The organism is Arthrobacter sp. STN4 (genome assembly GCF_024539665.1).
Lineage (GTDB): Bacteria > Actinomycetota > Actinomycetes > Actinomycetales > Micrococcaceae > Specibacter.
In genome coordinates this window covers 17,248-43,550 of sequence record NZ_JAKZGX010000007.1, presented here as the reverse complement: position 1 = coordinate 43,550, position 26,303 = coordinate 17,248, and the positions used below count along the sequence as shown (strand labels likewise).

23 protein-coding genes and 2 tRNA genes are annotated in these 26,303 nt (G+C 67.4%); 20 read left to right on the top strand and 5 right to left on the bottom strand.

The genetic code is table 11. The features are described 5' to 3' along the window. Positions 1-28: 28 nt before the first annotated feature. The 9 genes from MMF96_RS07345 (at position 29) to MMF96_RS07305 (ending at position 6,178) form a co-directional block, all read left to right on the top strand. Positions 29-1,315 carry a glutamate-5-semialdehyde dehydrogenase gene (locus MMF96_RS07345; RefSeq protein WP_256128039.1) on the top strand — a complete coding sequence of 429 codons (1,287 nt, stop codon included), beginning with the start codon at positions 29-31 and terminating at the stop codon, positions 1,313-1,315. Positions 1,316-1,467: 152 nt separating this feature from the next. Next, on the top strand, positions 1,468-1,716 hold the full coding sequence (locus MMF96_RS07340; protein WP_176617963.1) for a hypothetical protein: 249 nt from the start codon (positions 1,468-1,470) through the stop codon (positions 1,714-1,716). Between the two features lie 13 nt (positions 1,717-1,729). Continuing rightward, entirely contained in the window at positions 1,730-2,383 is a 654-nt protein-coding gene (nadD, locus tag MMF96_RS07335) for a nicotinate-nucleotide adenylyltransferase (protein ID WP_256128038.1), read from the top strand. 7 nt (positions 2,384-2,390) lie between these two features. Beyond that, positions 2,391-4,001, top strand: coding sequence for a hypothetical protein (locus tag MMF96_RS19615; RefSeq protein WP_306295771.1), 1,611 nt, complete (start codon positions 2,391-2,393; stop codon positions 3,999-4,001). 26 nt (positions 4,002-4,027) lie between these two features. Then, on the top strand, positions 4,028-4,438 hold the full coding sequence (gene rsfS / locus MMF96_RS07325) for a ribosome silencing factor (RefSeq protein ID WP_256883074.1): 411 nt from the start codon (positions 4,028-4,030) through the stop codon (positions 4,436-4,438). 32 nt (positions 4,439-4,470) lie between these two features. After that, a complete protein-coding gene (locus MMF96_RS07320; protein WP_256883073.1) occupies positions 4,471-5,250 on the top strand; it encodes a histidine phosphatase family protein in 780 nt (259 codons plus the stop codon). Between the two features lie 130 nt (positions 5,251-5,380). Further along, positions 5,381-5,456 (top strand) — tRNA-Ala (locus MMF96_RS07315). A gap of 48 nt (positions 5,457-5,504) precedes the next feature. Further along, positions 5,505-5,580, top strand: a tRNA-Ala gene (locus tag MMF96_RS07310). A 139-nt stretch (positions 5,581-5,719) separates the two neighbouring features. After that, positions 5,720-6,178, top strand: coding sequence for a YchJ family metal-binding protein (locus tag MMF96_RS07305; RefSeq protein ID WP_309145223.1), 459 nt, complete (start codon positions 5,720-5,722; stop codon positions 6,176-6,178). Positions 6,179-6,187: 9 nt separating this feature from the next. On the opposite strand, the gene MMF96_RS07300 is transcribed toward MMF96_RS07305, so the two are convergent. Continuing rightward, complete coding sequence (locus MMF96_RS07300) at positions 6,188-7,177, bottom strand: MIP/aquaporin family protein (RefSeq protein ID WP_256883071.1); 990 nt, start codon at positions 7,175-7,177, stop codon at positions 6,188-6,190. A gap of 182 nt (positions 7,178-7,359) precedes the next feature. Between MMF96_RS07300 and MMF96_RS07295 the strand changes: the two genes are divergently transcribed. Together MMF96_RS07295 and MMF96_RS07290 are read left to right on the top strand one after the other, a co-directional pair. Then, complete coding sequence (locus tag MMF96_RS07295; RefSeq protein WP_306295770.1) at positions 7,360-8,550, top strand: methyltransferase; 1,191 nt, start codon at positions 7,360-7,362, stop codon at positions 8,548-8,550. Positions 8,551-8,658: 108 nt separating this feature from the next. Beyond that, entirely contained in the window at positions 8,659-9,924 is a 1,266-nt protein-coding gene (locus tag MMF96_RS07290) for an ROK family transcriptional regulator (RefSeq protein ID WP_256883070.1), read from the top strand. Positions 9,925-9,929: 5 nt separating this feature from the next. Here MMF96_RS07290 and MMF96_RS07285 read toward each other — a convergent pair whose 3' ends face one another. After that, positions 9,930-10,127 carry a hypothetical protein gene (locus MMF96_RS07285; RefSeq protein ID WP_176617957.1) on the bottom strand — a complete coding sequence of 66 codons (198 nt, stop codon included), beginning with the start codon at positions 10,125-10,127 and terminating at the stop codon, positions 9,930-9,932. Positions 10,128-10,555: 428 nt separating this feature from the next. On the opposite strand from MMF96_RS07285, the gene MMF96_RS07280 reads away from it, so the two are divergent. The 4 genes from MMF96_RS07280 to MMF96_RS07265 all read left to right on the top strand — a co-directional run bounded on the left by MMF96_RS07280 (position 10,556) and on the right by MMF96_RS07265 (position 17,192). Further along, positions 10,556-11,509: a methylenetetrahydrofolate reductase gene (locus MMF96_RS07280; protein WP_176617956.1), complete on the top strand. Its 954-nt coding sequence runs from the start codon at positions 10,556-10,558 to the stop codon at positions 11,507-11,509. A 58-nt stretch (positions 11,510-11,567) separates the two neighbouring features. Continuing rightward, on the top strand, positions 11,568-13,883 hold the full coding sequence (gene metE / locus MMF96_RS07275; RefSeq protein WP_256883069.1) for a 5-methyltetrahydropteroyltriglutamate--homocysteine S-methyltransferase: 2,316 nt from the start codon (positions 11,568-11,570) through the stop codon (positions 13,881-13,883). Between the two features lie 201 nt (positions 13,884-14,084). After that, a complete protein-coding gene (locus MMF96_RS07270) occupies positions 14,085-15,734 on the top strand; it encodes an HNH endonuclease signature motif containing protein (RefSeq protein ID WP_256883068.1) in 1,650 nt (549 codons plus the stop codon). Positions 15,735-15,752: 18 nt separating this feature from the next. Continuing rightward, positions 15,753-17,192, top strand: a complete 1,440-nt coding sequence (locus MMF96_RS07265) for an aldehyde dehydrogenase family protein (RefSeq protein ID WP_256883067.1) — start codon at positions 15,753-15,755, stop codon at positions 17,190-17,192. 44 nt (positions 17,193-17,236) lie between these two features. On the opposite strand, the gene MMF96_RS07260 is transcribed toward MMF96_RS07265, so the two are convergent. Continuing rightward, the gene (locus tag MMF96_RS07260) at positions 17,237-18,169 is read right to left on the bottom strand and encodes a LysR family transcriptional regulator (RefSeq protein ID WP_176617952.1); all 933 of its coding nucleotides are present in this window, start codon (positions 18,167-18,169) and stop codon (positions 17,237-17,239) included. 479 nt (positions 18,170-18,648) lie between these two features. Here MMF96_RS07260 and nrdH point away from each other — a divergent pair, with 479 nt between their 5' ends. The 5 genes from nrdH to MMF96_RS07235 all read left to right on the top strand — a co-directional run bounded on the left by nrdH (position 18,649) and on the right by MMF96_RS07235 (position 23,315). Beyond that, positions 18,649-18,903 (top strand): glutaredoxin-like protein NrdH, encoded by a 255-nt coding sequence (gene nrdH, locus MMF96_RS07255; RefSeq protein ID WP_176617951.1) that lies wholly within the window; start codon positions 18,649-18,651, stop codon positions 18,901-18,903. A gap of 124 nt (positions 18,904-19,027) precedes the next feature. Then, a complete protein-coding gene (gene nrdI, locus MMF96_RS07250) occupies positions 19,028-19,504 on the top strand; it encodes a class Ib ribonucleoside-diphosphate reductase assembly flavoprotein NrdI (RefSeq protein ID WP_176617950.1) in 477 nt (158 codons plus the stop codon). A 14-nt stretch (positions 19,505-19,518) separates the two neighbouring features. After that, entirely contained in the window at positions 19,519-21,639 is a 2,121-nt protein-coding gene (gene nrdE, locus MMF96_RS07245; protein ID WP_176617971.1) for a class 1b ribonucleoside-diphosphate reductase subunit alpha, read from the top strand. Between the two features lie 146 nt (positions 21,640-21,785). After that, entirely contained in the window at positions 21,786-22,763 is a 978-nt protein-coding gene (nrdF, locus tag MMF96_RS07240; protein ID WP_256883066.1) for a class 1b ribonucleoside-diphosphate reductase subunit beta, read from the top strand. A 3-nt stretch (positions 22,764-22,766) separates the two neighbouring features. After that, complete coding sequence (locus MMF96_RS07235) at positions 22,767-23,315, top strand: NUDIX domain-containing protein (protein WP_218063272.1); 549 nt, start codon at positions 22,767-22,769, stop codon at positions 23,313-23,315. On the opposite strand, the gene MMF96_RS07230 is transcribed toward MMF96_RS07235, so the two are convergent. Together MMF96_RS07230 and MMF96_RS07225 are read right to left on the bottom strand one after the other, a co-directional pair. After that, positions 23,312-24,943 carry an AMP-binding protein gene (locus MMF96_RS07230; RefSeq protein ID WP_176617948.1) on the bottom strand — a complete coding sequence of 544 codons (1,632 nt, stop codon included), beginning with the start codon at positions 24,941-24,943 and terminating at the stop codon, positions 23,312-23,314. The two genes, MMF96_RS07235 and MMF96_RS07230, sit on opposite strands and share 4 nt — an antisense overlap. Positions 24,944-24,979: 36 nt before the next feature. After that, on the bottom strand, positions 24,980-26,227 hold the full coding sequence (locus MMF96_RS07225) for an FAD-dependent oxidoreductase (protein ID WP_256883065.1): 1,248 nt from the start codon (positions 26,225-26,227) through the stop codon (positions 24,980-24,982). Positions 26,228-26,303: the final 76 nt, after the last annotated feature.

Sequence of the window (26,303 nt, the reverse complement as noted above, 5' to 3'; positions counted from 1 at the left end):
TGGCATGAGCGAGCAGATTGTTGAACAGATGACGGACGCCTCGGACGGGAACGCGTCGGCGGCCGCCGCCGAGGTGCGCGGCATCACCGAACGGGCACGCCGCGCCTCGCGACGCATGGCCGGAGCCAACCGCGCCTGGAAGGACAGGGGGCTGCGCGCCATTGCCGCGGCCCTGCTGGAAAACCAGGACAACATCCTGGCCGCCAACGCCAAGGACGTGGCCGCCGGGCGTGCCAACGGGACCTCCGCCGCCATGCTCGACAGGCTGTCACTGACCCCGCAGCGCATCGAAGGGCTCGCAGCGGCCCTGGAAAACCTCGCCACCCTGCCGGACCCCGTGGGGAACGTGGTCCGCGGCCAGACCCTGCCCAACGGCCTGCGCATGCGCCAGGTCAATGTCCCGATGGGCGTGGTGGCCGCCATCTACGAGGCCCGGCCCAACGTCACCGTGGACATCGCCGGGCTGGCCCTCAAGAGCGGCAACGCCGTGATCCTGCGCGGCGGCACCGCCGCGGCGCACACCAATGAAGCGCTGCTGGACATCCTCCGCGACGCCCTCGACTCCGTCAAGCTGCCCGCCGACGCCGTCCAGTCCGTTGACAAGTACGGCCGTGAGGGTGCCAACCTGCTCATGAAGGCCCGCGGCCAGGTGGACGTGCTCATTCCCCGCGGCGGGCGCGAGCTCATTCAGACCGTTGTGCGGAACTCTGCCGTTCCGGTCATTGAAACCGGCGAAGGCAATGTGCACATCTTCATCGACGCCAGCGCCAAGGAGGAAATGTGCGTGAACATCCTCCTCAACGCCAAGACCCAGCGCCCCAGCGTCTGCAACACCGTCGAGACGCTGTTGGTCCACAAGGACTCCACCGTGGCCCCGGCCGTCCTGAAGGCCCTGTCCGACGCCGGGGTGCGCCTCCACGTGGACGGGCGCATCGCCCCGCTGGTCCCCGCCGGGGCAACCAGCTTCCCGGCCACCGACGAGGACTGGGCCACCGAGTACATGGACCTTGACCTGGCCGTCAAGATGGTGGACTCGCTGCCGGAGGCCGTCGCGCACATCCGCCAATGGAGCACGGGGCACACCGAGGCCATCCTCACCAACGACCTCGCCAACGCCGAGACGTTCATTGCCGAGATCGACTCGGCCGCCGTCATTGTCAACGCCAGCACCCGCTTCACCGACGGCGGGGAGCTGGGACTCGGCGCCGAGGTGGGGATTTCCACCCAGAAGCTCCACGCACGGGGCCCGATGGGGCTCAGCGAACTGACCACGACCAAATGGATTGTCCAGGGCGAGGGTCAGGTCCGCGGCTGACAACGGGGTCCCGGAACCGGGAAATCGGCCCGGACCGCGTGGCCGGTGCGGCAGCGGCAACGGATACCACGTACCATTAGAGGGAATCCACGCAACGAACGGCAGGGTGCACTTTTCAAGGGCATCCGGCCACCAACCCTAGGGGAGAAATAATGCTGACCCAGCTTGCCGGCGTCGTCCTTGCCGAAGCAGCCGCACATGAAGAGCCGTGGCCGTTGATTGCGCCTCCGTATGTGATCGGCGGGACCGTTCTGGCCATCCTGCTGGTGCTGATGTTCATCTGTGTTTCCTTCATGAACCTCGGAAACCGCCATGAGCCCGTTGAGGCTGCGGACAACCCCCACAAGCAGCACACCAACAAGCACATGCACCACGAGGGCCAGGTGTCCTCCGATCACTGAGGACCCGCGCACGCTGCCCCCTGCAGGGGGCAGCGGCGGCCGTCTCCGGGTTGGAGTCATGGGTGGCACGTTTGATCCAATCCACCATGGACACCTTGTCGCAGCCAGCGAGGTTGCGAGCGTCTTCAAGCTGGACGAAGTAATTTTTGTGCCCACGGGGGAGCCGTGGCAGAAGGCGAAGCGAAAGGTCAGTGCGGCCGAACACCGCTACCTGATGACGGTGATTGCCACCGCCGCAAACCCCCAGTTCACCGTCAGCCGGGTTGACATTGACCGGCCGGGGCCCACCTTCACCATTGACACGCTGCGCGACCTGAAGCGGATGCGCCCGCAGGCGGACCTGTTCTTCATCACCGGTGCGGACGCCATGGCGCAGATCATGTCATGGAAGGACAACGAGGAATTGTGGAACCTGGCACACTTCGTCGGCGTGACCCGGCCGGGTCACGTACTCGACGACATGGGCAGGTCCGACGTAAGTTTGTTGGAAGTGCCCGCCATGGCCATCTCGTCCACGGACTGCCGCACCAGGGTCAAGGAACACAATCCGGTCTGGTACCTGGTGCCGGACGGGGTGGTGCAATACATTGCCAAATACGGGCTGTACGTCCAGCCGGACAGCGATACGGGCGCAAGGGCCCTGCCGGTGACTTCTAGTACTGAATGAGTAAGTGATGAGCAAGGATCAGGAGCCGGTTCGCAGCCGCAGGCAACTGCGGGAGGCGAACGTGGCGCAAACGCAGGGCGCACCGGGGAAGGCCCCGGTGCCCATTGTGGCTGCCCCCTCGACCGCCGATGTGGAGCGCCGCGGCCGGCGTACCCAACCCGGTGCGCCTGTTGATGCGGGAGCGAAGGGGACGCCCGCGGCCGGGGGACCCGCACCAAGTGCTGCGCAGGCCGCCCCCGCCAACCGCGGTGCCGCACCCGCCCCGCGCGAACGCCAGTCCCAGACCCGCGCCCGTGACCGGGCGGCCCTGCGGGCCTACAAGGAGCTCGTGGACGCGGCGCCGGCGCAGCAGAATCCGCTTCCCTCACGCCGCGCCCTGCGCCAGGCCCAGCTCGACGCCGAGCGCGCGCCGGTCACCAGCATCACCCCCGTTGTCCAGCCCGCCAAAGCGCACGCGCAGGCCAAGGCCGTGCCTCCCGTGCCGCCCACCGCACCCGCAGCCGGGCCGGCAGGACCTGCCCGGCCCGCAGCCACCGCCGCCCCCAAGCCTGGCGGCAAGCCTGCCCCGGGGACCGTGGGCAAGCCCGCCGGTGCGCCCGCCGCCAAGGCCGCCCCGGGAGCCGGAACAGCAGCCCCTGACGCCGCAGCCCCCGGGAACGAGGCGCCGCACCGCGCCCGCATGGGCCGCAGGGCCTCCGCCGCCGCCCCGGACTCGCCGGCGGCCGCCGCCGGGACGCGGGGCGCCGCCCCCACGGCGGGCCGCCCGCCGGCCCAGCGCCCGGACACGGGTGCCCTCCCGGCCCGGCAGAATCCCGCCACCGGTTCGGTCCCGGCCCAGCGCCCGGCCCGGCCCGTGCCGGGAATGCCCTACCCCTCGGTCTCCGTAGGTCCCCGGACACCCCCCGGCCAGGCGCCGAGCACCGAGGAACTGCGTCTGTTGGCCGAACAGCGGGCACAGTCGGACCGTGCCGCCATCCTGGACCAGCGCGCCCAAGCCCGCGAACGGCTGGCGCAGGAGAGCGCAAAGTCCCGGCGCGAGCCGGCCGACCCCACGGCCACCAACAACCTGGCCATGGTCACACCCATCGAGTTTGTCGAGGTGCCAGGGGCGGAAAGGCCCGTCATGCGCCCGCCGTCGACCACCCACGTGCCCATCGTCACCCGTTCCACGCCCAGGCTGGCACCGTCCCGCAGGCCCCAGGCCGGCAAGCAGGCAGCCGGCAAGGCGGCCGCGGGTAAGCCTGCCGCAGGCACAACAAACCAAGCGCCGGACCCCAACGCGGAGCGTTTTGACGCTGCCCTGGCCGCCCGGTCCGTGCACCGGCCGGGGCCGGGCAGCCGCCCGCTCACGGGAGGGCGCAGCGGCACGCTTCAGCGTGCGGAGGCGATGGCCGGCGTCGTCCGTCCAGGGGCGGCGGTGCAGGCGGCTGCCGTGACCCGGACACAGATGCCCCCCATGCCCGCCGACTACGCCCACGGGCTGGAGCCGCTGGACGCCGTCACCGCCGGCCTGGGACGCACCCAGCGCAACCTGCTCATCCAATGGGGCAGCATCATTCTTGGCGGTGCGGCACTGGTTGTCGGTGCCGTCATGTTCATCACCGCGCTGGCACACTAGCGCCGGACCGACCAAAGGACAATTTAGTGACCGCAACACAACACTCGATCGAGGTGGCCCGGGCAGCAGCGCGGGCGGCGTCGGACAAGCTCGCCCAGGACCTCATCGCCCTGGATGTGAGCGACCGGCTGGCCATTACGGACATCTTCTTCATCGCCTCCGCCCCCACCGAACGCCAGGTCAACGCCATCGTGGACGGCATCGAGGACGAGCTGCACAAGTTTGACATGCGCCCCGTACGCCGCGAAGGCCGCTCGGGGGGACGCTGGGTGCTGCTGGACTACGCCGACATCGTGGTGCACGTCCAGCATGAGGAAGACAGGATCTTCTACGCCCTGGAGCGCCTCTACGCCGACTGCCCCGTGGTGGACCTGCAACTGCCCGAGTCCGATCCTTCGGTCAAGCAGGACGCCGCCCAGGGTGTGGACGCCGGGTAGTTCCCATCAACACCGAACCTGGGGCGTCCGCCGTGCCGGAGCCCGCCGCCGCACCGGGGCAGGAGCCTGCCCTGCGGACACCGGCACAATCCGTCCTTCAGCCCGCCGGCCCACGCCGCAGGGTGATCTTTTGGCGGCACGGGCGCACCGGCTGGAATGCGGCGCGGCGTTTTCAGGGCCAGAGCGACATCCCCCTTGACGAGGTGGGCGCCGGCCAGGCAGAGCGCTCCGCGGCCTTGCTGGCCGGCAAGCTGGCCGCCCTGCCCGGCCCGGGCGCGGTAAGGATTGTCTCCTCCGACCTGTCCCGGGCCTTCGCCACGGCGCAGGCCCTTGCGTCGCTGACCGGGGAAGCCATCACGGTGGACGCGCGCCTGCGTGAAACGTACGGCGGACGCTGGGAGGGGCTCGCCTTCGAGGAGATTGAGCGGGCCTATCCGGCGGAGATCAAGCTCTGGCAGCTCGATGAACCCACCGTGCGCGCGGGCGGCGGCGAGACCAGGCGGGAGGTGGCCGGGCGCATGGTGGCGGCCATCCTGGACGGGATTGACGCCATGCCCGAAGGCGGCACCCTGGTGGTGGCCACGCACGGCGGGGCCACCCGCGTGGGCCTGGCCAAGTTGCTGGGACTGCCCGAGGAACTGTGGCGCACCCTCTCGGGGCTGTCCAACTGCCATTGGTCCGTGGTGGAGCAGTCCCAGCCGTCGCTGGCCGGGGCCAGCGAATGGCACTGGCGCCTGACTGAACACAACGTGGGCACCCTGCCCCAGCCGTTCGAGGCGCCCGAAGACCTGGCCGAACCCGTCGAGGATTAGCTCCATGACGGGCCAAAACCGGAGTGGTTCCGGGGGATTGCGGCCCGATTTGGCAACCTGAAGAAACGTGTTCTAGGATAGACAAGTTGCTTCGGCCAAGACCGAAAGGTCAAGGAAAAAGCAAGTGTTTGGGGCTGTGGCGCAGCTGGTAGCGCACCTGCATGGCATGCAGGGGGTCAGGGGTTCGAGTCCCCTCAGCTCCACCAAACACACCACGGAATCCGGGGTAGTTTGCAATTGAATATCCAATGTTTGGGGCTGTGGCGCAGCTGGTAGCGCACCTGCATGGCATGCAGGGGGTCAGGGGTTCGAGTCCCCTCAGCTCCACCAAATCAAGGAAGTCCGCATGCTGTCCCCGGCATGCGGACTTTTTTGTCTGCCGCGCACCGGGTGCCGTCACCGGCATCGCTGCAAGCCGTAGCGCCGCCCGCCGGGGCGCGCATTCAAACAATGGAAGAATGGTGGCCATGTGCACTTGCGCCCCGGCCGGCCCCCGGCACCCCAACCAGCGGCTTCCTTCCCCAGCAGGTTCCCCCGCCCGGTGCCTGCCGTGAGGTGCCCCTGCAACAGCGGCGACACGCTTGAGGCGTGTTGTGGCAGGTTCCTTGACGCGCCGGCCGGCACACGGTTTGCCCCCACGGCCGGGGCCCTCATGCGCTCACGCTATACGGCCTTTGCCACCGGCAACGCAGCGTACCTGCTGCGCACCTGGCACCCGGACACCCGCCCGGGGAGCGTGGGCCTGGACCCGGGCCAGCAGTGGTACCGCCTGGACATCCTTGACACCGTCCGCGGCGGCCCCCTGGACCACGACGGCATTGTTGCGTTCCGGGCGCACTTCCGCGCCGGGGGCGCCCGGGACAGCCTCCTGGAAACCAGCCGTTTTGTGCGGATCGGCAGGCAGTGGCTGTACGTGGACGCCCTGTAGCTCCGGGCGTCAGTCCTCTTCGGCGGTGCCCCCGGTGTCGGTGGAGCGGCCCGGCTCGGGGTTGCGTCCGGTCTCCGGGGCTTCGGCCAGCGCCCGGCGGGCGTGCAGGATGTCGCCAATGAACCAGTCGTAGAGGATGACGCCGACCACGCCGCCCACGAGCGGGCCGACTATCGGCACCCAGAAGTACCAGCTGTACGCACCGGGAATGCCGCTTGCCGTCCCCGGCAGGGCCACGTCGCCCCAGCCGGCCATCCAGGCGAACAGCCGCGGCCCAAAATCACGGGCCGGATTGATGGCGTATCCGGCGTTGGCACCAAAGGACATGCCGATGGCCGCCACGGCCAGGCCGATCATGAGCGGCGCCATGCTGGCCTTGACGGCTGCGTTCCGGGCGTCAACGATGGCCACGACGAGGATCACCAGCAGGGCGGTGCCGACCACCTGGTCGATGAACGGGATGGTGAGGTTGCCGTTGAAGTAGGGTGCCGGGAAGGTGGCGAAGATGGAGAAGGTGATGAAGCCCTTTCCGGAGTCCCTGGGCTGGTCCCCCAGGGCCTTGTTAAACGCGTCGATGGCGTTGTAGTACACCAGGTACAGCAACGCGGCGGCGGCAAACGCGCCCACCACCTGGGAGACGATGTAGGGAATGACCTTGTTCCAGGCGAATTTCCGCCGAACGGCGAAGGCCAGCGTGACGGCAGGGTTGATGTGGGCCCCGCTCACGCCGCCGGCCACATAAACGCCCATGGTCACGGCCAGGGCCCAGCCCCAGGTGATCAGCAGCCAGTCTCCGGCGCCTTGGAAGAAGATGTTGGCGCCGGCGGTGCGCCCGCTGCCAGGCAGTGCGGCCACGGCCATGGCGACCACACCGTCGCCAAAAAGTATCAGGACGAAGGTGCCAAGAAACTCGGCCAGGCATTCGCCCCACAAACCGCCCACACGCTTGAGCCCGCTGCCGTTGCGTACGGTGTTTCGCAGTGGCGTGATTTCGCTCATGGTAACCCCTTAAGTCGTCTTTGACGGCGACATCGCTGTTGACTTGAGTGCTTGAGTGACTGATTTGATTCTAGGACGGATGTGATGTATTGCACATGTCGACTTTGTCACACGGGGCCGGGCGGGCGGCGCGGCTAAACTTGGTGCGGGCCCCGGCGCCGGGGCCATTGTGAAGGGGCACCATGAGCAGCATGCAGGATCCCGGCCCGGGCGGACCGGCCACCGCGAGCTTTGATTTCCCCGCATTGCGGCGCTTTCCGGACATTGAGGCCCCCAACCTTTACGCGCACGACGCCACGGATGAGTTGATCCTGGCCGGGGCCGCGGACCGCCTGGCGGCACTCGCCGGCACACACGACGGCGGTTCCCTGGCCGTTGTGGGCGACCGTTACGGTGCGCTGGCCCTGGGCGCGGCGGCCCGGCACGGCCTGGCCGGCATCCGTGTCCACCAGGATGCGCTGTCCGGTGAGCTGGCAGCGGCCAACAACGCCGAACGGCTGGGGCTCGCGGGCCGCCACGTGTCCATGCCGTTGGTGCCCGGCCTGTTTTCCGGAGCCACGGTGGTCCTGTGGCAGCTGCCGCGGAGCCTGGACGAGCTGGCCGAGACGGCGGCACTGATCCGCACCCACGCCGCACCGGGCGTGCAGGTGGTGGCGGGCGGACGCGTCAAGCACATGACCCTTGCCATGAACGAGGTCCTGGGCAGCCACTTCCAACACGTAGTGCCCGGCCGGGCCTGGCACAAGTCCCGCCTGCTCATGGTGGACGGGCCGCGGGAGGGGGTGCTGGCACCGGACTTTCCGCGCAAGGAGTTCAACGCTCACCTGGGCCTGTGGCTGTGCGCCCACGGGGCAACGTTCGGCGGCACCAAACTCGACCTGGGCACCCGCTTCCTGCTCGACTTCCTGCCCCGGATGCGCCCCGCCGCCACCGCCGTCGACCTTGGCTGCGGCAACGGCACCATCGCCGCGGCCTTGGCGACGGCGCGCCCCGGGTTGCAGGTCTGGGCAACGGACCAGTCGGCCGCTGCTGTGGCCTCTGCAGCGGCCACGGCAGCGGCCAACGGGCTGGGGGCGCAGGTCACGGTGGTCCGCGACGATGCCCTGGCACGCTTCCCGGCCGGTTCGGCGGAGCTGGTGGTGCTCAACCCGCCGTTCCACGTCGGTGCCACCGTCCATGCCGGGATCGCACTGAAGCTCTTTGACGCGGCGGGCCGGGTCCTGGCGCCCGGCGGCGAGCTGTGGACCGTGTACAACCGGCACCTTGACTACCGCCCCCAGCTGCAGGGCCGCGTGGGTGCCACGGAGGTGATGGGGCGCAACAGCAAGTTCACGGTGGCGCGCTCCGTGGCCGGCTGGGGATCCCGGGGCTGAGGACCCCGGGCCGTGGCGTGCAGCACAGCCTTCATGCGAGGAGGTAGTGTTTCAGCGGAGGGAGTTGGGGCCTCGCCGCCAACCCGTTCCGTCATTCTCAAGGAGTCAATGTTGGGTGTTCCCGAGGCCACGGCGCCGCAGCGGCGCCGCGGCACCAACCTGCCCAAAATGGGCGATTTCAACCAGGCCGTCATCCTGGACTCCATCCGGCGCTCGGCGGAGGGGCTGAGCCGGGTGGAGCTGGCAGGATCGGCCGGGCTCGCCGCCCAAACCGTCTCCAACATTTGCCGCCGGCTGCTCGATGCCGGGCTGATCATGGAGGCCGGCAAGGAAGCCTCGGGCCCCGGCAAGCCCCGCACCATCCTGCGGCTGAACCCGAAGGGGATGTTCGCCGTCGGCGTCCACATCGACCCGGCCGTCACCAGCTTCGCCCTGGTGGATGCTGCCGGCACGGTGGTCGAATCCCTGGAGCAGCCCACCGACCTTGACAGCGCACCCGAAGCCGCTGTCGCCGCCATGGGTGGGCAGATCCGGGCGATCATTGAGCGCTCCGGCGTCGACCAGCTGCGCATCGCCGGGGTGGGGGTGGCCTTGCCGGGCCCCATCGACGCGGCCAGCGGCACCGTGGTGGATCCGCCGCACATGCCCGGCTGGCTGAGGGTGCCGGTGCGCAGCATCCTGCAGGAGGCCACGGGGCTGCCCGTCGTCATGGACAAGGACGTTACGGCCGCCGTGGTGGCCGAACTGTGGACCGGGGCCACGGGGACCGCGGCAAGCCTTGTCTACATCTACATCGGCACGGGCATCGGCGCCGGGCTCATCATGGGCGACGAGGTGGTCCGCGGCTCCTCGGGCAACGTGGGCGAGATTGGCCACATCATCACCGACCCGGACGGCGCGGAATGCGACTGCGGGCGCCGCGGCTGCGTCAAGGCCACCTGCATGCCTGAAACGCTTGTGGCCGAAGCCCGGGCGCTGGGCGTGCTGCCCGCAGTCGACCCGCAGAACCCGGCCGGACTGCAGGCGGACCTGGCTGCCGTCGCGGCAGCCGCCCAGGACGGCAACGCCGGTGCCGCCGGCGTCCTGGCCCGCTCCGCCCGCCGCATGGCCGGCGTCGTCTCGGTGCTGGCCAGCCTGCTGGACGTGGAAAGGGTGGTCTTTGGCGGGCCGTTCTGGCCGCCGCTGGCCGCCACCTACCTGGCGCAGGTGCCGGAAATCGTGCAGCAGCTCAGCGTGACCAGCGACGTCCACGCCCTCGACATCGCCGGCACGCAGCTGTGCCCCGGCGAGGAGGCCGTGGGCGCGGCCTGCCTCGTCATGGAAAAGACCTTCAGCCCCAACGCGGCCCGGCTGCTCCTGGACGCCAAGGGCTGAGGCTCCTAGTCCGAATCCTCGCGGACCTGCCCAAACGGGATGGCGTCATCCAGGTGCGCCTGGACGCCGTGCGGCAGCTGGACCACCTTCACCCCGTGGAGCTGGTCCGCCGCCGACTGCCGCAGGATGGGCAGCACGGTTGCCGTGAAATCCTCGTCCTTGCCCTCAAGGTACGCCAGGTATGACTCTGGTAACTGTTTCATGACCCCACAGTAGCGCCGGCCCGGCGGGGTGGACAGGGCCTGGCGAAAGTTCTTTCGACAGTGTGCGCAGGCATTGAAATCCGTACTTAATTCGGTTACACCGCCTGCCATGGCCGGCCCATGGTCCAAATTATTGGTCACAATCGGTAAAAAGCAGGAAAAATTCGGCATCCGCCTTGTCGCCGGCCGTTTGGCTGCATAGTGTTGGCAGTGCGTACTTTTCACAACGTGTGTCAGCGACCCTTCGCATGAGCAAGGGTGTGGGTGCCCCCATGTGGGCCTGACATTTGCTTGACGGAACACCGCCGCGCATTGCACCCCTCGTGGGTGCAGCGCCGTGTCTCCGCCGCCACTTCAACGACAAACCGTCCTGCCCCGGTGTTCTAGGCACCACAGGGTTGGGCCGACCCCTCGCCAAGGAACAGCAAATGTCCCCACCCCCTCCAGCACTGGCGCCCCCCGGCGCAAGTGCACCCATCGCGCTCTCCTACGAGCTCTTTCCACCCCGCAACCCAACGGCCTCGGCGTCCCTGTGGGACACCATCCGCGAACTTGAAGGAACCAGGCCGGACTACGTCTCCGTCACGTACGGGGCCAACGGCAGCAACCGGGACACCGCGGTCGAACTGCTCAACCGGCTCCTGACCGAAAGCACCCTGCGGCCGCTGGCCCACCTGACGTGCGTCGGCAACACGGCCGCCGAGCTGGCCGGGATCATCTCCGAACTGCTGGACCACGGCGTGCGCGGCATCCTCGCCCTGCGCGGGGACCTGCCCCGCGACCCCGCCGGGATTCCGCAGGCCGGATCCCCACGCTACGCCCAGGACCTGGTCGAACTGATCCGCCGCGTTGAGCAGGGCCGGTCCGCCCTGCTGTGCGCCGGCCGCGTGGCCATCGGTGTCGCGGCCTACCCGGCCAAGCATCCGGAGTCCCCGTCCGTGGAACACGACTTGGAAGTGCTGCTGGCCAAGCAGCGCTCCGGTGCCGACTTTGCCATCACCCAGGTGTTCTTCCACGCCGAGCAGTACCGCGACCTGGTGGTCCGCGCCCGCCGGGCCGGCGTCACCATCCCCCTGATTCCCGGCGTCATGCCGCTCACCAGCCTGCGGCGCCTCAAGCGCCTGGCCGAGCTGACCGGCGTCGAGCCCGCCCCGGGGCTGCTGGACGCGCTGGGGCGCGCCGCCGACGCCACCGCGGCGCGGCGGATCGGGGTGGCGGCCACGGTGGACCTGGCCCGGGCCGCACTCGATGCCGGGGCGCCCGGCATCCACCTGTACACCTTCAACGAACACGCCGCCGCGCTGGACGTGCTGGACAAGCTCCAGCTGCCGCGCCCTGCGCCGCTGCGGCGGCCGGCACAGCCTGAACTTGTGCGGGCATAAAACCCTTTGTGCACCCCCGCCTTGGCATTGACAACCCATTTACCCTAAGGAACCTCCCATGAGCAACACCCCCGCCTTCCCCGCCGCCTCCCTGCTTGGCTACCCGCGCATCGGCCGCCGCCGCGAACTGAAAAAGGCCGTCGAAGCGTACTGGACCGGCCAGATCGATGAAGCCGCCCTGGACGCCGCCGCCCGCGACATCCAGCTCGGCGCCGCCCGCCGCCTCCTGGACCTGGGCCTCACCGAAGCCGCCGCCGTCCCCGGCACGTTCTCCTTCTACGACCAGGTGCTCGACGCCACCACACACGTCGGCGCCGTCCCGGCCCGCTTCGGCGAGCTGCGCAACGCCGCCGGCGAACTGGACCTCAACGCCTACTTCACCCTGGCCCGCGGCACCAAGGAACAGCAGCCACTGGAAATGACCAAATGGTTCGACACCAACTACCACTACCTGGTGCCGGAAATCGGCCCGGAAACCACCTTCTCCGTGACATCCAACCGCATTGTGGAGCAGTTTGAGCTGGCCCGGGCCAACGGCATTGAGACCCGGCCCTACCTGGTGGGCCCGGTGACGTACCTGCTGCTGAGCAAGGCCTCCGACGACGCGCCGGCCAGCTTCTCCCCGCTGTCCCGCCTGGCAGACCTGCTGCCCGTGTACGCCGAACTGCTCACGCGGCTGGCGGCAGCGGGCGCCACCTGGATCCAGCTGGACGAGCCGGCCCTCGTTGCCGACCAAGACGTGCCCGTCGCGGAGCTCCAGGCCGCCGTGGCCCGGGCCTACGAGGTCCTGGCCTCGACGCCCGAACGCCCGGCCATCCTGGTCTCCACCCCCTACGGCGCACTGGGCGAACTGCTGCCGACGCTCGCCGCCACCGCCGTCGAGGCCATCCACCTCGACGTCTTCAAGGGCGCCCTGCCACCCGCTGCGGACCTGGCCCTGCTGGCCGGCAAGACCGTGGTTGCCGGCGTGGTGGACGGCCACAACATCTGGCGCAACGACCTGGCTGAATCCGCAGCCAGGCTGGATGCGCTCAAGGCCGCCGGCCTTGTGGTGGCCGTCTCCACCTCGACCTCCACGCAGCACGTCCCGCACGACGTCGAGGAGGAGACCCAGCTTTCGGCCGAACTGCGCAGCTGGCTGGCATTCGCTGACCAGAAGGCCGGCGAAGTGGTGACGCTCGCCGCCTATGTGGGGGACCCGGCGTCGGCCGCCACCGCCATTGCCGAAGCCTCCGCCGTGATCGCCTCCCGCGCCGCAGCCACCGGCGTCAAGCGTCCCGCCGTGCGCGCCCGGCTCTCCGCCCTGACGACGGCGGACTTCAACCGCTCCGACTACGCCGTGCGCGAGGCGGCGCAGCTGCAATCGCTGCAACTTCCGCCGCTGCCCACCACCACCATCGGATCCTTCCCCCAGACAGGCGAAATCCGCGGCGCCCGCGCCCGCGCCCACAAGGGCACCATCACCGGCGAAACCTACACGCAGCTGATGAAGGACGAGATCAAGCGCGTCGTGGGCCTGCAGGAGGAGCTCGGCTTTGACGTGCTGGTGCACGGCGAACCCGAACGCAACGACATGGTCCAGTACTTTGCCGAAAACCTGGAGGGCTTCGACGTCACGGTGCACGGCTGGGTGCAGTCGTACGGCAGCCGCTGCACGCGCCCGTCCATCCTGTGGGGCGACGTCACCCGCGAGAAGGCAATCACGGTGGAATGGGCCGCCTATGCGCAGTCGCTGACGGCCAAGCCCATGAAGGGCATGCTCACCGGCCCCGTCACGATCCTGGCCTGGAGCTTTGTCCGCGACGACCAGCCGCTGGGCGAGACCGCCAACCAGGTGGCCCTCGCACTGCGGGACGAGATCGCGGATCTCGAGGCAGCCGGCATCAAGGTCATCCAGGTTGACGAGCCCGCCCTGCGCGAGCTGCTGCCGCTGCGCCGCGCCGACCAGCCCGACTACCTGGACTGGTCCGTGAACGCCTTCCGCCTGGCCACCGCGGGCGCCGCCGACAGCACCCAGGTCCACACCCACCTGTGCTACTCGGAATTCGGCGTGGTCATCGACGCCATCGATGGGCTGGATGCCGACGTCACCTCCATCGAGGCCGCCCGCTCGCGCATGGAAGTTGTCAACGACCTGGAAAGCCACGGCTTTGGCCGCGGCGTGGGCCCGGGCGTGTACGACATCCACAGCCCCCGCGTCCCCGGCCAGGCGGAGGTCGCCGAACTGCTCGGCAAGGCGGTCAGCCACGTGCCCGCCCGCCAGCTCTGGGTCAACCCGGACTGCGGCCTGAAGACCCGCGGCTACGCCGAGACCGAGGAGTCCCTGCGCAACCTGGTCGCCGCCACCCGGGAGGTCCGCGCCCAGCTGGTGTAGGCACCCGGGCCTGACATACGACGGCGGTCCGTGCCTCCCGTGGGGGAGTCACGGGCCGCCGTCGTGCATTCACGGGCCTAATGGGCCCCGGGCATTCAGCAGGGGCGCCGCCTCCCCAGCCGGTGCCGGCATGGCAGTTGTGCACAGAACGGGGGACGGGGGCTTCCGGGCCGCACCGCATGCGGCAATGCTGGATGGCGGGTGGTTCGTGAACCGCAGGGAACCAAGGAGGTGTGCGGCGTGGAGGTGCCTGGGTGGCTGGAAGAAGCGGGCTGGGACGGCGGGGGAGCCGGTGTTTCCCCGGTCGGTGCCGCCGGTGCAGCACAAGAGGCGGACGCGTGGTCCCTGCCCGGTTCGGCGGCCGCCCTGGTGGAACATGCCCGCCACTTCACCGCGGCCGTGGCGGAGGGGCTCGGCGCACCGCTGCTGGAGCTGGCGGACCATCAGTTCGCGGATGCCGTGCAGCTGGCAGCCCAGGCCCGCCCCGGGGACCCGATTGCCGTGGACGGGCAGGTGCGGGACGCCGTCGGCGCCGCAGGTGCAGCCTTGATAGATGCCATCCGGGAGCTGGAAAACGTCAAGAACGCGGCAGCCGGGGCCCAGGCGAAGGCCGAGGTCTTGTTCGGGGTCATCGAAGCGACACGGCAGGCGCAGCTGGGGATCAGGGGGAGTGCCTTGGGCAGGGGGACCGTGTTGGCCGTGGCACTGGCCCGCAGGGAGTCCCAATGGACAGCCGGCCGGCATGTCGCCTCGGCCACCCGGATTGTGCGGGAAATGCCCCGGACGCTCGAAGCATGTTCGAACGGCGTTCTAACAGAGCGCAGGGCTGCCATCATTGAAGCGGGCACCGAATTTCTCACCCCGGACCAGCGGCACGCCGTGGACGAGGCCATTGCCGGTGACGCCGCGACGCTCGAATCCATGGGGGACAAGGAACTGGATGCCGCCGTCAAGCAGATGGCGTACGAGTTTGACTGCAACGCTTTCACCAAGCGCCTGCACAAGGCGGAGTCGGAACGCCATGTCAGCCTGAAGCCGGAGGCGGACGGCATGGCCGCGTTGAAGGCCTTCCTGCCGCTCAAGCAGGGGGTGGCAGTCCTGAAGGCACTGAAAGCCGTGGCGGACTCGGCCCGCAATGCCGGGGACAAGCGCACCCAGGGGCAGCTCATGGCGGACGTGCTCACACACCGGCTGCGGCAGCACCTTCCCTGTCAGGGCGCAGAGGGCGCACCGGAGAAGAAACCACGGGCAGCAGGGGACAGCGGATGCCTCACGGCAGGGGAGGCCGAAATCCACCTCGACCTGATCATGACGGACAGGGCCCTGTTCGACGGCGCGGACGACCCCGCGATCCTCACCGGCTTCAGCCCCGTTCCCGCGGCCGCCGCGAGGGCAATGGTCACCAACACGGCGGGCCAGGCACAGGTATGGTTGCGACGGCTCTACACGCATCCGGAATCCGGCAGCCTCATGTCCATGGATTCCCGGAGCAGGCTGTTCCCCGAGGTCATGAAGCGGTTCCTGTTCGACCAGGACCAGTTCTGCGCCAACCCGTGGTGCGGCGCGCCCATCAGGGACTACGACCACATCAAGTCGTTCATGGCGGGAGGCTCCACCACCGTTTCCAACGGCCAGGGGCTGTGCCAACGCTGCAACCTGGCCAAGGAAGTGCCCGGATGGAGCAGCGAGGCCGCCACCGGGGCCGACGGGCGGCCCGTCACCGTCACGCGGACGCCCACCGGCCACAGCTACAGCTCGGCCAAGCCGGTGCTGCCGGGAACGGTCCGTGGTGGCAGGCCCCCGGGTAGTGCAGCCTCCACCGCCTCCGATCCACCAGCCCAAGGGCCGTAGCACGGGTACATTGAGACCATGAGCACACAGGCATCCCGCCCAGGGAGCATTCGCGACGCCGTCACTGCCGCGCGGTCACTGTTCGCCACGGGGGCAAGCAAACCCCTGGCCTGGCGGCTGGACCGGCTCAAGGCAATGAACCAAATGCTCCTGGACCATCGGGACGACTTCAGCTCCGCGCTCGCAGCCGACCTCGGCAAGCATCCAGCCGAGGCCTGGCTGACAGAGATTGGCTTCCTCACCGCCGAAATCTCCCACACCGCCAAGCATCTGAAACGGTGGCTCGCGCCGCAAAGGGTGGAGGTCCCGCCGGCACTCCAGCCGGCCAAGGCCCACACCGTGCTCGAACCTTTGGGCGTTGTGTTGGTCATTGCACCGTGGAACTACCCCATCCAGCTGCTCCTGGCCCCCGTTATCGGTGCGCTCGCAGCCGGTAACACGGTGGTGGCCAAGCCGAGCGAAATGGCGCCCGCCTGTTCCGCCGCCCTGGCGCGGTGGGTCCCTGAGTACCTCTCCGGTGCCGTCACCGTGGTGGAAGGCGGGGTGCCGGAAACCACGGAGTTGTTGGCGGAACGGTTCGACCATATTTTTTACACCGGAAACGGGCGGGTGGGACGGATTGTCATGGAGGCCGCGGCCAGGCACCTGACCCCGGTGACCCTGGAACTGGGCGGCAAGTCCCCGGTGTACATTGACGACACCGTTGACATGAAGGCTGCAGCGGCACGAATTGCGTGGGGGAAGTTTATGAACGCGGGCCAGACGTGCGTGGCGCCGGACTACGTCCTGGGCACGCCCGGTGCCCTGGCCCGGCTGGCCAGGGAGCTTGGCAAGGCCATTCTGGCCCAGCACGGGGATGATCCTGCCCACAGCCCTGCCTATGGACGCATGGCCACCGACGCCGCCTTCGCCCGTGTAGCCGGGATGCTGGAACAGGACCTGAGGCACGGGGAAGGTTCCCGGCTGGTGAGTGGCGGACGCCATGAGGCAGCCACCCGGTACATCGAGCCGACCGTGCTCCATGTGGGATCCGGCGCCGCACTCATGAAGGAGGAGATCTTCGGGCCCGTCCTGCCACTGGTCACCGTGGAGTCGGCGCAGGACGCCATCAACTTCATCAACGTCCGCGACAAGCCGCTGTCGTTGTACGTCTTCAGTTCAGACACCGGCGTGCGGGCGGCCTTTACGCAACGGACGTCATCCGGCGCGCTGAACTTCGGCGTGCCCGTGGCCCACCTTTCAGTTCCAGGACTGCCCTTTGGCGGGGTGGGGGCCAGCGGCATGGGCAATTATCACGGACAACATTCAGTGCACACCTTCTCCCACCGGAAGCCTGTGCTGGACAAGCCGCTGTCGCCGGACACCCTCGCCCTGGTCTATCCACCCTCTGGTGCCTTGAAGCGGCAGGTCATCACGCGCCTCGTGGCCCCTGCGAAGAGACGACTGCGCGCCAGGTAGCATGCCGGCTGCGGCACGGCGTCGATCCAGCATGGAACGTGTGCCTATGCGGGAGTGTCCAGCGAGCTGGTGCGTGTCAGTTCGCCGAGGATGCCGGATATTTTGTCCATGAACACCTCGGTCCGCGGCGTGTGCCCGTCATTGATCAGCAGGGCGAATATATTGCGCGCCAGGCGGATTTCCGGGACGTCGAGCACCACCACGTCATCCGGCCGGCGGGTCAGCGCCAATTCCGGGACCAGGGCCGCGCCCAGGCCAACGGAGGCCAGCTGCAGGCTGGCATTGAAGTCGTCGCTGTAGGCCGCCACGCGCGGATGCAGGTTGCAGCTGGCAAAAAGCCGCTCGATCACCGTCGCGTCGGAGGTGCCCGGGTGGTGCATGATCCAGGGCATGTCTGAAAGTTGTCCCGCTTCCACGCTGGCGCCGGGTCGGATGCCCCAGGACTTGGGCAGCACGACGCGGAAATTGTCGTCGCCCACCCACTGCCGGTTGATCGTGTGCGGCCACGCCAGCCCGGACTGGCCCACCTGGTAGACGAGTGCGACGTCCAGTTCGCCGCCGCTGCGCAGCCCGGAGATGGTTTGCTGCGGCTCGCCCACCGAAACGTGGAGATTGATGCCCAGGCCGGGCCAGTCGGGGCTGCGCAGCAGGCGGGGGAGCACATATGTTGCCAGCGACGGAAAAATGCCCAGCCGCAGTTCCTGGCTGGTTCCCTGCTCCGTGCGGGCACTGGCCGCCAGCAGGGCATCGATGTCGGTCAGGACCTTGGCGGCGTGCCGGCTCATCACCAGCGCGGCTTCCGTCGGCGTGACACTGCGGGCGGTGCGCTGGAAGAGGGACACGCCGGCATCACGCTCCAGGGCCGACATCTGCTGGGAGACGGCGGACGCCGTGTACCCCAGCACGGTGGCGGCTGCGGCAAAGGAACCGCGGCGGACCACCTCCAGCAGCGTCTTCAGGTGGATCGGGTTGATCACTCCGTGTCCCTTCCCGCACCGCGCAGGGCGCCCGGTGATTTCGCGCAGCGACGTCTTCGCTGGGCCGGCCGGTCCTGCAAGCATATGTGCGCCGTGCCCCGGTCCACACCGTCCCGCACACCTTGCGGCACGACACGCCGGACCCGCACGACACGCCGCCTGGATTTAAGTGCTCAACTACTCCACAGCCTGTGGACAGAGGGACCTTAAACGTTGGAATCCTGCGCTTTTAATCCGCCGGGCCTGTGGACTACCGGTGCATAAAATGACATACTTGTAATACATCATCTTGGGGTCGTTCCCGGGAGCGTGCACTACATGTAGTATCGAGTACAGCAATTCAAGCAGTTCGGAAAGTCATCCGGAACGCTGGCGAGGCCAAGGGCAACAGCTGTCAGGCCCCTCCGACAGCGGGCGCGCCGTACGCGGGACGCGAATGCCAATTCCACACCGTTTTTTATGACAAGGGGACCTCGATCATGACCGTCACGGTTTACACCAAGCCCGCCTGTGTTCAGTGCAACGCCACCTACCGTGCACTGGACAAAAAGGGCATCACGTACCAAAGCGTGGACATCACTGAGGATCCCGCGGCGCTGGAACGCCTGCTCAGCCTGGGCTACCAGCAGGCGCCCGTCGTGATCACGGATGCCGACCACTGGTCCGGCTTCCGTCCGGACAAGATCGCCGCCATCGCCCAGGCCGGTGGGAGCGAAGCGTCGAACGTAGCTTGAGTTCCGGCGGGCCAGGTGCCTCCCGGACCACAAAATTTCATGTGCCGCATGGGCACAAGGGTGGGGCTGACCGTCGAATGGTCGGCCCCACAACAGCAAGGAAACACACCAGGAAGCGATGACCATGTCAGCCGTTGCAGCAACGCCAGCTGCGAGCCGGGAAACCGGAAGGCATACCGGCAGCAGCCTGATCTACTTTTCGTCAATTTCCGCCAACACGCACCGCTTTGTTGGCAAACTCAACATGGAGGCGGCGCGCCTGCCGATCCACACCCGCGAGGACACCCTGGTGGCGCATGCGCCATACGTCCTGGTCCTGCCCACCTACGGCGGGGATTCAGGGCACGGAGCCGTCCCCAAGCAAGTCATCAAGTTTCTCAACGTACCCGGCAACCGGGCACTGATCCGCGGCGTCATCGGCGCCGGCAACACAAATTTTGGTGAAACCTACTGTCTGGCCGGGGACATCATCTCGGTCAAATGCCAAGTACCGCATCTCTACCGTTTTGAATTGATGGGCACGTCGGATGACGTGGACCGCGTTCACGAAGGATTGGAAGAATTTTGGACACGATTGTCTCAGCAGCAGACGCAGCCGTGAAGTCGAACAAGGACATGCCGGCAGCATGGGAAGGACTCGGTTACCACGAGCTGAACGCCATGCTCAACCTGTACAACTCCGAGGGCAAGATCCAGTTCGACGCCGACCGCGCCGCCGCCCGCCAGTACTTCCTGCAGCACGTGAACAACAACACGGTGTTCTTCCACGACCTGGAAGAGAAACTGGACTACCTGGTCAAGAACGAATACTACGAGCGCGAAACGCTTGACCAGTACACGATGAACTTCATCCGCGACCTCTACAACCACGCCTACAAGAAAAAGTTCCGCTTCGAGACGTTCCTGGGTGCGTTCAAGTTCTACACGTCCTACACCTTGAAGACGTTTGACGGCAACCGGTTCCTGGAGCGCTACGAGGACCGCGTCTGCATGGTGGCCCTGCACCTGGCCCGCGGAAACGAGCAGCTGGCCGTCAAGATGGTGGACGAAATCATCGAGGGCCGCTTCCAGCCCGCCACGCCGACATTCCTGAACGCCGGCAAGAAGCAGCGTGGCGAATTGGTCTCCTGCTTCCTGCTGCGCATCGAGGACAACATGGAGTCCATCGGGCGCTCCATCAACTCGGCCCTGCAGCTGTCCAAGCGCGGCGGCGGCGTGGCCTTCGCCCTGACCAACATCCGCGAGGTGGGCGCCCCCATCAAGCAAATCGAGAACCAGTCCTCGGGCGTGATCCCCGTCATGAAGCTCCTTGAGGACAGCTTCTCCTACGCCAACCAGCTCGGTGCCCGCCAGGGTGCCGGAGCCGTGTATCTGCACGCCCACCACCCGGACATCAACCGCTTCCTGGACACCAAGCGCGAGAACGCCGACGAGAAGGTGCGCATCAAGACCCTCTCGCTGGGCGTCGTGGTTCCGGACATCACCTTCGAGCTGGCCAAGCGCGACGAGGACATGTACCTGTTCTCCCCGTACGACGTCGAAAGGGTCTACGGCGTGCCGTTCTCCGACATCTCGGTCACCGAGAAGTACTACGAGATGGTGGACGACGCCCGCATCAAGAAGACCAAGATCAAGGCCCGCGAGTTCTTCCAGACCCTCGCCGAGATCCAGTTCGAGTCCGGCTACCCGTACATCATGTTTGAAGACACCGTCAACCGGGCCAACCCGATCGACGGCAAGATCATCATGAGCAACCTGTGCTCGGAAATCCTCCAGGTTTCCGCGCCCACCAGCTACCACGACGACCTTTCCTATGACGAGACCGGCAAGGACATTTCCTGCAACCTGGGCTCGCTGAACATCGCCAAGACGATGGATTCCCCGGACTTTGGCAGCACCATCGAAACGGCCATCCGCACGCTGACCGCCGTCTCCGACATGTCCCACATTGCTTCCGTCCCCTCCATCGCGAAGGGCAATGACCAGTCGCACGCCATCGGGCTGGGGCAGATGAACCTGCACGGCTACCTGGCCCGCGAGCGGGTCCACTACGGCTCCGAAGAGGGCCTGGACTTCACCAACATCTACTTCTACTCTGTGCTCTATCACGCGATCCGGGCCTCGAACCTGATCGCGAAGGAGACCGGCTCGACCTTCGCCGGCTTTGAAAAGTCCAAGTACGCCTCCGGCGAGTTCTTTGAGAAGTACACCGAGCAGGAATGGATTCCCCAGACCGCCAAGGTCGCAGGATTGTTCGAAGGCATCCACATCCCCACCCAGGATGACTGGCGTGAGCTGAAGGCGTCCGTCATGGAGCACGGCATCTACAACCAGAACCTGCAGGCCGTCCCGCCCACGGGCTCCATCAGCTACATCAACAACTCCACGTCCTCCATCCACCCGGTGGCGTCGAAGATCGAAATCCGCAAGGAAGGCAAGCTGGGCCGGGTGTACTACCCGGCCCCGTACCTGACCAACGACAACCTGGATTACTACCAGGACGCGTACGAGATCGGCTACGAGAAGATCATCGACACGTACGCGGCCGCCACCCAGCACGTTGACCAGGGCCTGTCCCTGACGCTGTTCTTCAAGGACACCGCCACCACGCGCGACATCAACAAGGCCCAGATCTACGCCTGGCGCAAGGGCATCAAGACCATCTACTACATCCGTCTCCGCCAGCTCGCGCTGGAAGGGACGGAGGTGGAAGGCTGCGTTTCCTGCATGCTGTAGCAACCGTTGTGCCTAGCCATCGGATGGATCCTGGCTTGAAACAGCAAAACTGAAGAGCACGACGGCGGGCGCCTCCCGCCGTCGTGCCTTTGGCTTAAGATTGATTAGGCCCCCGGGCCCCAAGATTTAGTGGAGAGAGAAGAGCGATGACACCGGAGAAGCTGAAGTTGGCGAGCCATGTGAAGGCCATCAACTGGAACCGCATCGAGGACGAGAAGGACGTGGAAGTCTGGAACCGCCTCGTGAACAACTTCTGGCTGCCCGAAAAGGTGCCGCTGTCCAACGACATCCAGTCCTGGGCCACGCTGACCCCGGACGAGCAGCTGCTGACCATGCGCGTGTTCACGGGCCTGACCCTGCTGGACACGCTGCAGGGCACCGTAGGCGCCGTCTCGCTCATCCCGGATGCCATCACCCCGCACGAGGAGGCCGTCTACACGAACATCGCATTCATGGAGTCGGTGCACGCCAAGAGCTACTCCTCGATCTTCTCCACGCTGTGCTCCACGAAGGAAATCGACGAGGCGTTCCGCTGGTCGGTGGAAAACGTGAACCTGCAGAAGAAGGCGCAGATCATTGAGTCGTACTACTACGGCGACGACCCGCTCAAGCGCAAGATTGCCTCCACGCTGCTGGAATCCTTCCTTTTCTACTCGGGCTTCTACCTGCCCATGTACTGGTCCTCACGCGCCAAGCTGACAAACACCGCCGACCTGATCCGCCTGATCATCCGCGACGAGGCAGTGCACGGCTACTACATCGGCTACAAGTACCAGAAGGGCCTGGAAGGGCTTTCCGAGGAGCGCAAGGCCGAGCTGAAGGACTACACCTTTGAGCTCATGTACGAGCTGTACGAAAACGAGGTCCAGTACACGCACGACCTCTACGACTCCGTGGGCCTGGCCGAAGACGTCAAGAAGTTCCTGCACTACAACGCCAACAAGGCCCTGATGAACCTGGGCTACGAGGCCATGTTCCCCTCCGCCGTCACCGACGTGAACCCGGCCATCCTCTCGGCCCTGTCCCCGAACGCGGACGAGAACCACGACTTCTTCTCCGGCTCCGGCTCGTCGTACGTGATTGGCAAGGCCGTCAACACCGAAGACGACGACTGGGACTTCTAGCCCTTGTCCACGCCTGAGCCGCCACAGCCCGGCTGGTCAGCCGCGGCAGCCCGGTTCGTCCGGGACGCCGCGGCTGTGGTGCGTCCCGGCCACCTCAGCGGGCCCCGGGACCCCGGCGACGCCTGGGTGGAGGGGGACCAGGGGAAGTTCTGGGGCCGCTTTGGTTCCGCCGGCCTCCTGGTGTCCGACGCCGGACGCGGCGTCCTGCTGCAGCACCGGGCGGTCTGGTCGCACCACGGCGGCACGTGGGGCCTGCCCGGCGGCGCCCTCCACGAAGGCGAGGCCGCCGTGGACGGCGCATTGCGCGAAGCCTGGGAGGAAGCCGGCGTGCCCCGGGAAAACGTGGAGCTGCTGTTCACCTCCGTGTACGACGTCGGCTATTGGCGCTACACCACGGTGGCCGTGGCCGCGGTGGTCCCGTTTGAGCCGGTCATCAGCGACCCCGAAAGCCTGGCCCTGGAATGGGTTTCGTTTGACGATGTTGCCCGGCGGCCGCTGCACCCGGGGTTCGGCAGGGCCTGGCCCGGGCTTCGCAGCCGTCTGGGATCCTAGCCGAGTCCCAGCAGTTCAACACTCCGTTGCCGCATGTCCATCTTGCGCACCTTGCCGGTGACGGTCATGGGGAATTCGTCCACCACCAGCACATAGCGCGGCACCTTGTGGCGGGACAGGTGCCCCTCGCAGAAGGCGGCCACGCCGGCCGCATCCAGGGGAGCGGCGCCGGGTTTCATCAGCAGCCAGGCGCACAGCTCCTCGCCGTATTTTTCATCCGGGACGCCGATCACCTGGACGTCGGCGATGTCCGGGTGCGAATACAGGAACTCCTCAATCTCGCGCGGGTACAGGTTTTCCCCGCCCCTGATCACCATGTCCTTGATCCGGCCCACAATGTTGACGTAGCCGTCGTCGTACATGACGGCGAGGTCTCCCGTGTGCATCCACCGGGCCGGGTCGATGGTGGCGGCGGTCTTCCCAGGATCGTTCCAGTAGCCCAGCATGACCGAGTAGCCGCGCGTGCAAAATTCGCCGGCCTCCCCGCGCGGGACGGTCAGCCCGGTCGCCGGATCCACGATCTTCACCTCCAGGTGCGGGTGTACCCGGCCCACGGTCTCGGTGCGGTGGGCGACGTCGTCGTCCGTCTGGGTCTGCATCGACACCGGCGAGGTCTCCGTCATGCCGTAGGCGATGGAGACCTGTTCCATGTGCATGTCCGTCATGCAGCGCTTCATGACCTCCACGGGGCAGGGCGAGCCGGCCATGATGCCCGTGCGCAGGCTGGAGAGGTCGTAGGAGGCAAAGTCGGGCAGGTTTTGCTCGGCAATGAACATGGTGGGCACGCCGTACAGCGTGGTGCAGCGCTCGTCCTGGACCGCCCGCAGCGTTGCGGCCGCGTCGAAGGAGGCCGCCGGAATGACGATCGCCGCCCCGTGCGAGGTGGCGCCAAGGTTGCACATGACCATGCCGAAGCAGTGGTAAAACGGCACCGGCACGCACAGCCGGTCCTCCTGCGTGAACTTGATGGTTTCGGTGACGAAGTAGCCGTTGTTCAGGATGTTGTGGTGGCTGAGGGTGGCCCCCTTGGGCGAGCCCGTGGTGCCGGAAGTGTATTGGATGTTGATGGGTTCGTCGGTGCCCAGGCCAGCCATGGCACGTTCGACGGCGTCCGCTGGCACCACTTCCCCGCCCGCCACCAGCGCATCCCAGGAGGCGGTGCCAATGTAGACCGTCTCCGTCAGTTCGGGGCACTCGGGCCGGATGGCGTCGATCATGGCCGCATAGTCGGAACTGCGGAATTCCGGCAGCGCCACGATCATGCGCATCCCGGACTGCCGCACGGCGTACTTCAGCTCGTGCTGGCGGTAGGACGGGTTGACGTTGACCAGGATGGCGCCAATCTTGGCCGTGGCGTACTGGATGAGCACCCACTCGGGCACGTTGGGCGCCCAGATGCCCACACGGTCGCCCTTGGCCACCCCGGCGGCAAGGAGCCCCCGGGCCAGGGCATCGACGTCGTGGTCCAGCCGGGCGTAGCTCCAGCGGCGGCTGGACGGCACGTCCACGAGGGCCTCACGGTCCGGAAAGCGGGCGGCGGTGCGGGCAAGGTTGGCCCCGATCGTGTCGCCCAGCAACGGGATGGTGGAGGTTCCGGAGGTGTATGAGGCTTGAACGTCGTTGGTCATGGTTTGATGGTAATGCCCGAAACCGGTTAATGTGCACTAACTCACTGGGGAACTTTTCGCGGCCGCAGGACCGGGCAGCCGCTCGGGCAGGAAGCCGCGACCCACCAGCCTGGCCACGACCGGGCGGGCGGCCTTTGAGCCGAGCGTTGCCAGGCGCGCCTGCCAGGGCGCCATCTCCCCATGATTGGCCGACGCCGCACCGGAGATGGCCTTGTGGACCTGCTGCTGCAACGGCTGCATCAGGCGCACCGGCCATTCCCGCCGGCCCTGGAACTGCCGCATGGCCTGGTCCACGGCCCGGCCCGCCAGCAGGGGCGGGGCCAGCAGCCGGGCGGCAGCAACGGCGTCCTGAACGGCGTAGTTGACACCCACGCCGAAGACCGGGCTCATGGCATGGGCGGCGTCGCCGATGCACAGCAGCCCGGGGGCCGACCATTGCCTGAGACGGTCCAATTGCACGGACAGCAGCTTGACGTCCTCCCAGTCGTGGAGCGATTCCACCGCCTGGGAAAGGAACGGGGCACTCGTGCGGACCTGCCGGCGGAAGGCCGCCAGCCCCTGGGCCCGGATCGCTTCAAAGCCGCCTTTGGGGATCAACATGCCCATTTGGTAATAGTCCGTGCGCGGGATGGTGATGAGCAGGGTGCCGTTGCGCAGGTACCCCAGCGTGTCCGGCGGCGGCGACGGGGGAGTGGGGAGCCGGAACCACAACACGTCGATGGGAACGCCCAGCCCCTCCGGCTGCAGGCCAGCGGCCTTGCGGGCCAGGGAGTCGCGCCCGTCGGCTGCCACGGTCAGGGTCGCGTTGATCCGCAACGGCCCGCCGGGGCCCTGTGCCAGGACGCCGGTGACGGCGGCACCCGGGGCGTCGTGGAGCAGCCCGGTGGCCGTGGTTTCCATGAGCAGCTTGAAGTTGGGCAGGGTCCGGGCCTCCTGGGCCAGGAGGTCCAGGAAGTCCCATTGGGGCATCAGCGCAATCCGCCTGTTCGGCCCCCGCAGGGTCCTGAAGTCGACCAGCGTCAGGCGCGTGCCGCCCACCACGATGTCCAGCGTGGTGATGCTGGTTTGGGGAATCCGCAAAAACCTGGCACGCAGCCCGAGCCCGTCGATCAAGTCGAGGGTGGAGGAATGGATGGTGTCGCCGCGGAAGTCCCGGAAGAAATCGGCGTGCTTCTCCAGGACGGTGACGTCCACCCCTGCCCGGGCCAGCAGCAGCCCCAGCATCACGCCCGCCGGTCCCCCACCCACAATGCAACACGTCGTCTCCCGCGTGGTTTCCTGCATCAGGGGCCTCCGGTCTGGGCGAAACGGTCGGTGTCCTTCGTATGCTACGCCGCGGGGCCCGTTCCAAACAGGGCGG

What these genes read in the sequence shown, in the direction of transcription:
- MMF96_RS07345 (WP_256128039.1), top strand. Translation starts at nt 29, where the DNA reads ATGACGGACGCCTCGGACGGGAACGCGTCGGCGGCCGCCGCCGAGGTG.
- MMF96_RS07340 (WP_176617963.1), top strand. Translation starts at nt 1,468, where the DNA reads ATGCTGACCCAGCTTGCCGGCGTCGTCCTTGCCGAAGCAGCCGCACAT.
- MMF96_RS19615 (WP_306295771.1), top strand. Translation starts at nt 2,391, where the DNA reads ATGAGCAAGGATCAGGAGCCGGTTCGCAGCCGCAGGCAACTGCGGGAG.
- MMF96_RS07300 (WP_256883071.1), bottom strand. Translation starts at nt 7,177, where the DNA reads ATGAGCGAAATCACGCCACTGCGAAACACCGTACGCAACGGCAGCGGG.
- MMF96_RS07295 (WP_306295770.1), top strand. Translation starts at nt 7,360, where the DNA reads ATGAGCAGCATGCAGGATCCCGGCCCGGGCGGACCGGCCACCGCGAGC.
- MMF96_RS07290 (WP_256883070.1), top strand. Translation starts at nt 8,659, where the DNA reads ATGTTGGGTGTTCCCGAGGCCACGGCGCCGCAGCGGCGCCGCGGCACC.
- MMF96_RS07285 (WP_176617957.1), bottom strand. Translation starts at nt 10,127, where the DNA reads ATGAAACAGTTACCAGAGTCATACCTGGCGTACCTTGAGGGCAAGGAC.
- MMF96_RS07280 (WP_176617956.1), top strand. Translation starts at nt 10,556, where the DNA reads ATGTCCCCACCCCCTCCAGCACTGGCGCCCCCCGGCGCAAGTGCACCC.
- metE (WP_256883069.1), top strand. Translation starts at nt 11,568, where the DNA reads ATGAGCAACACCCCCGCCTTCCCCGCCGCCTCCCTGCTTGGCTACCCG.
- MMF96_RS07265 (WP_256883067.1), top strand. Translation starts at nt 15,753, where the DNA reads ATGAGCACACAGGCATCCCGCCCAGGGAGCATTCGCGACGCCGTCACT.
- nrdH (WP_176617951.1), top strand. Translation starts at nt 18,649, where the DNA reads ATGACCGTCACGGTTTACACCAAGCCCGCCTGTGTTCAGTGCAACGCC.
- nrdI (WP_176617950.1), top strand. Translation starts at nt 19,028, where the DNA reads ATGTCAGCCGTTGCAGCAACGCCAGCTGCGAGCCGGGAAACCGGAAGG.
- nrdE (WP_176617971.1), top strand. Translation starts at nt 19,519, where the DNA reads ATGCCGGCAGCATGGGAAGGACTCGGTTACCACGAGCTGAACGCCATG.
- nrdF (WP_256883066.1), top strand. Translation starts at nt 21,786, where the DNA reads ATGACACCGGAGAAGCTGAAGTTGGCGAGCCATGTGAAGGCCATCAAC.
- MMF96_RS07230 (WP_176617948.1), bottom strand. Translation starts at nt 24,943, where the DNA reads ATGACCAACGACGTTCAAGCCTCATACACCTCCGGAACCTCCACCATC.
- MMF96_RS07225 (WP_256883065.1), bottom strand. Translation starts at nt 26,227, where the DNA reads ATGCAGGAAACCACGCGGGAGACGACGTGTTGCATTGTGGGTGGGGGA.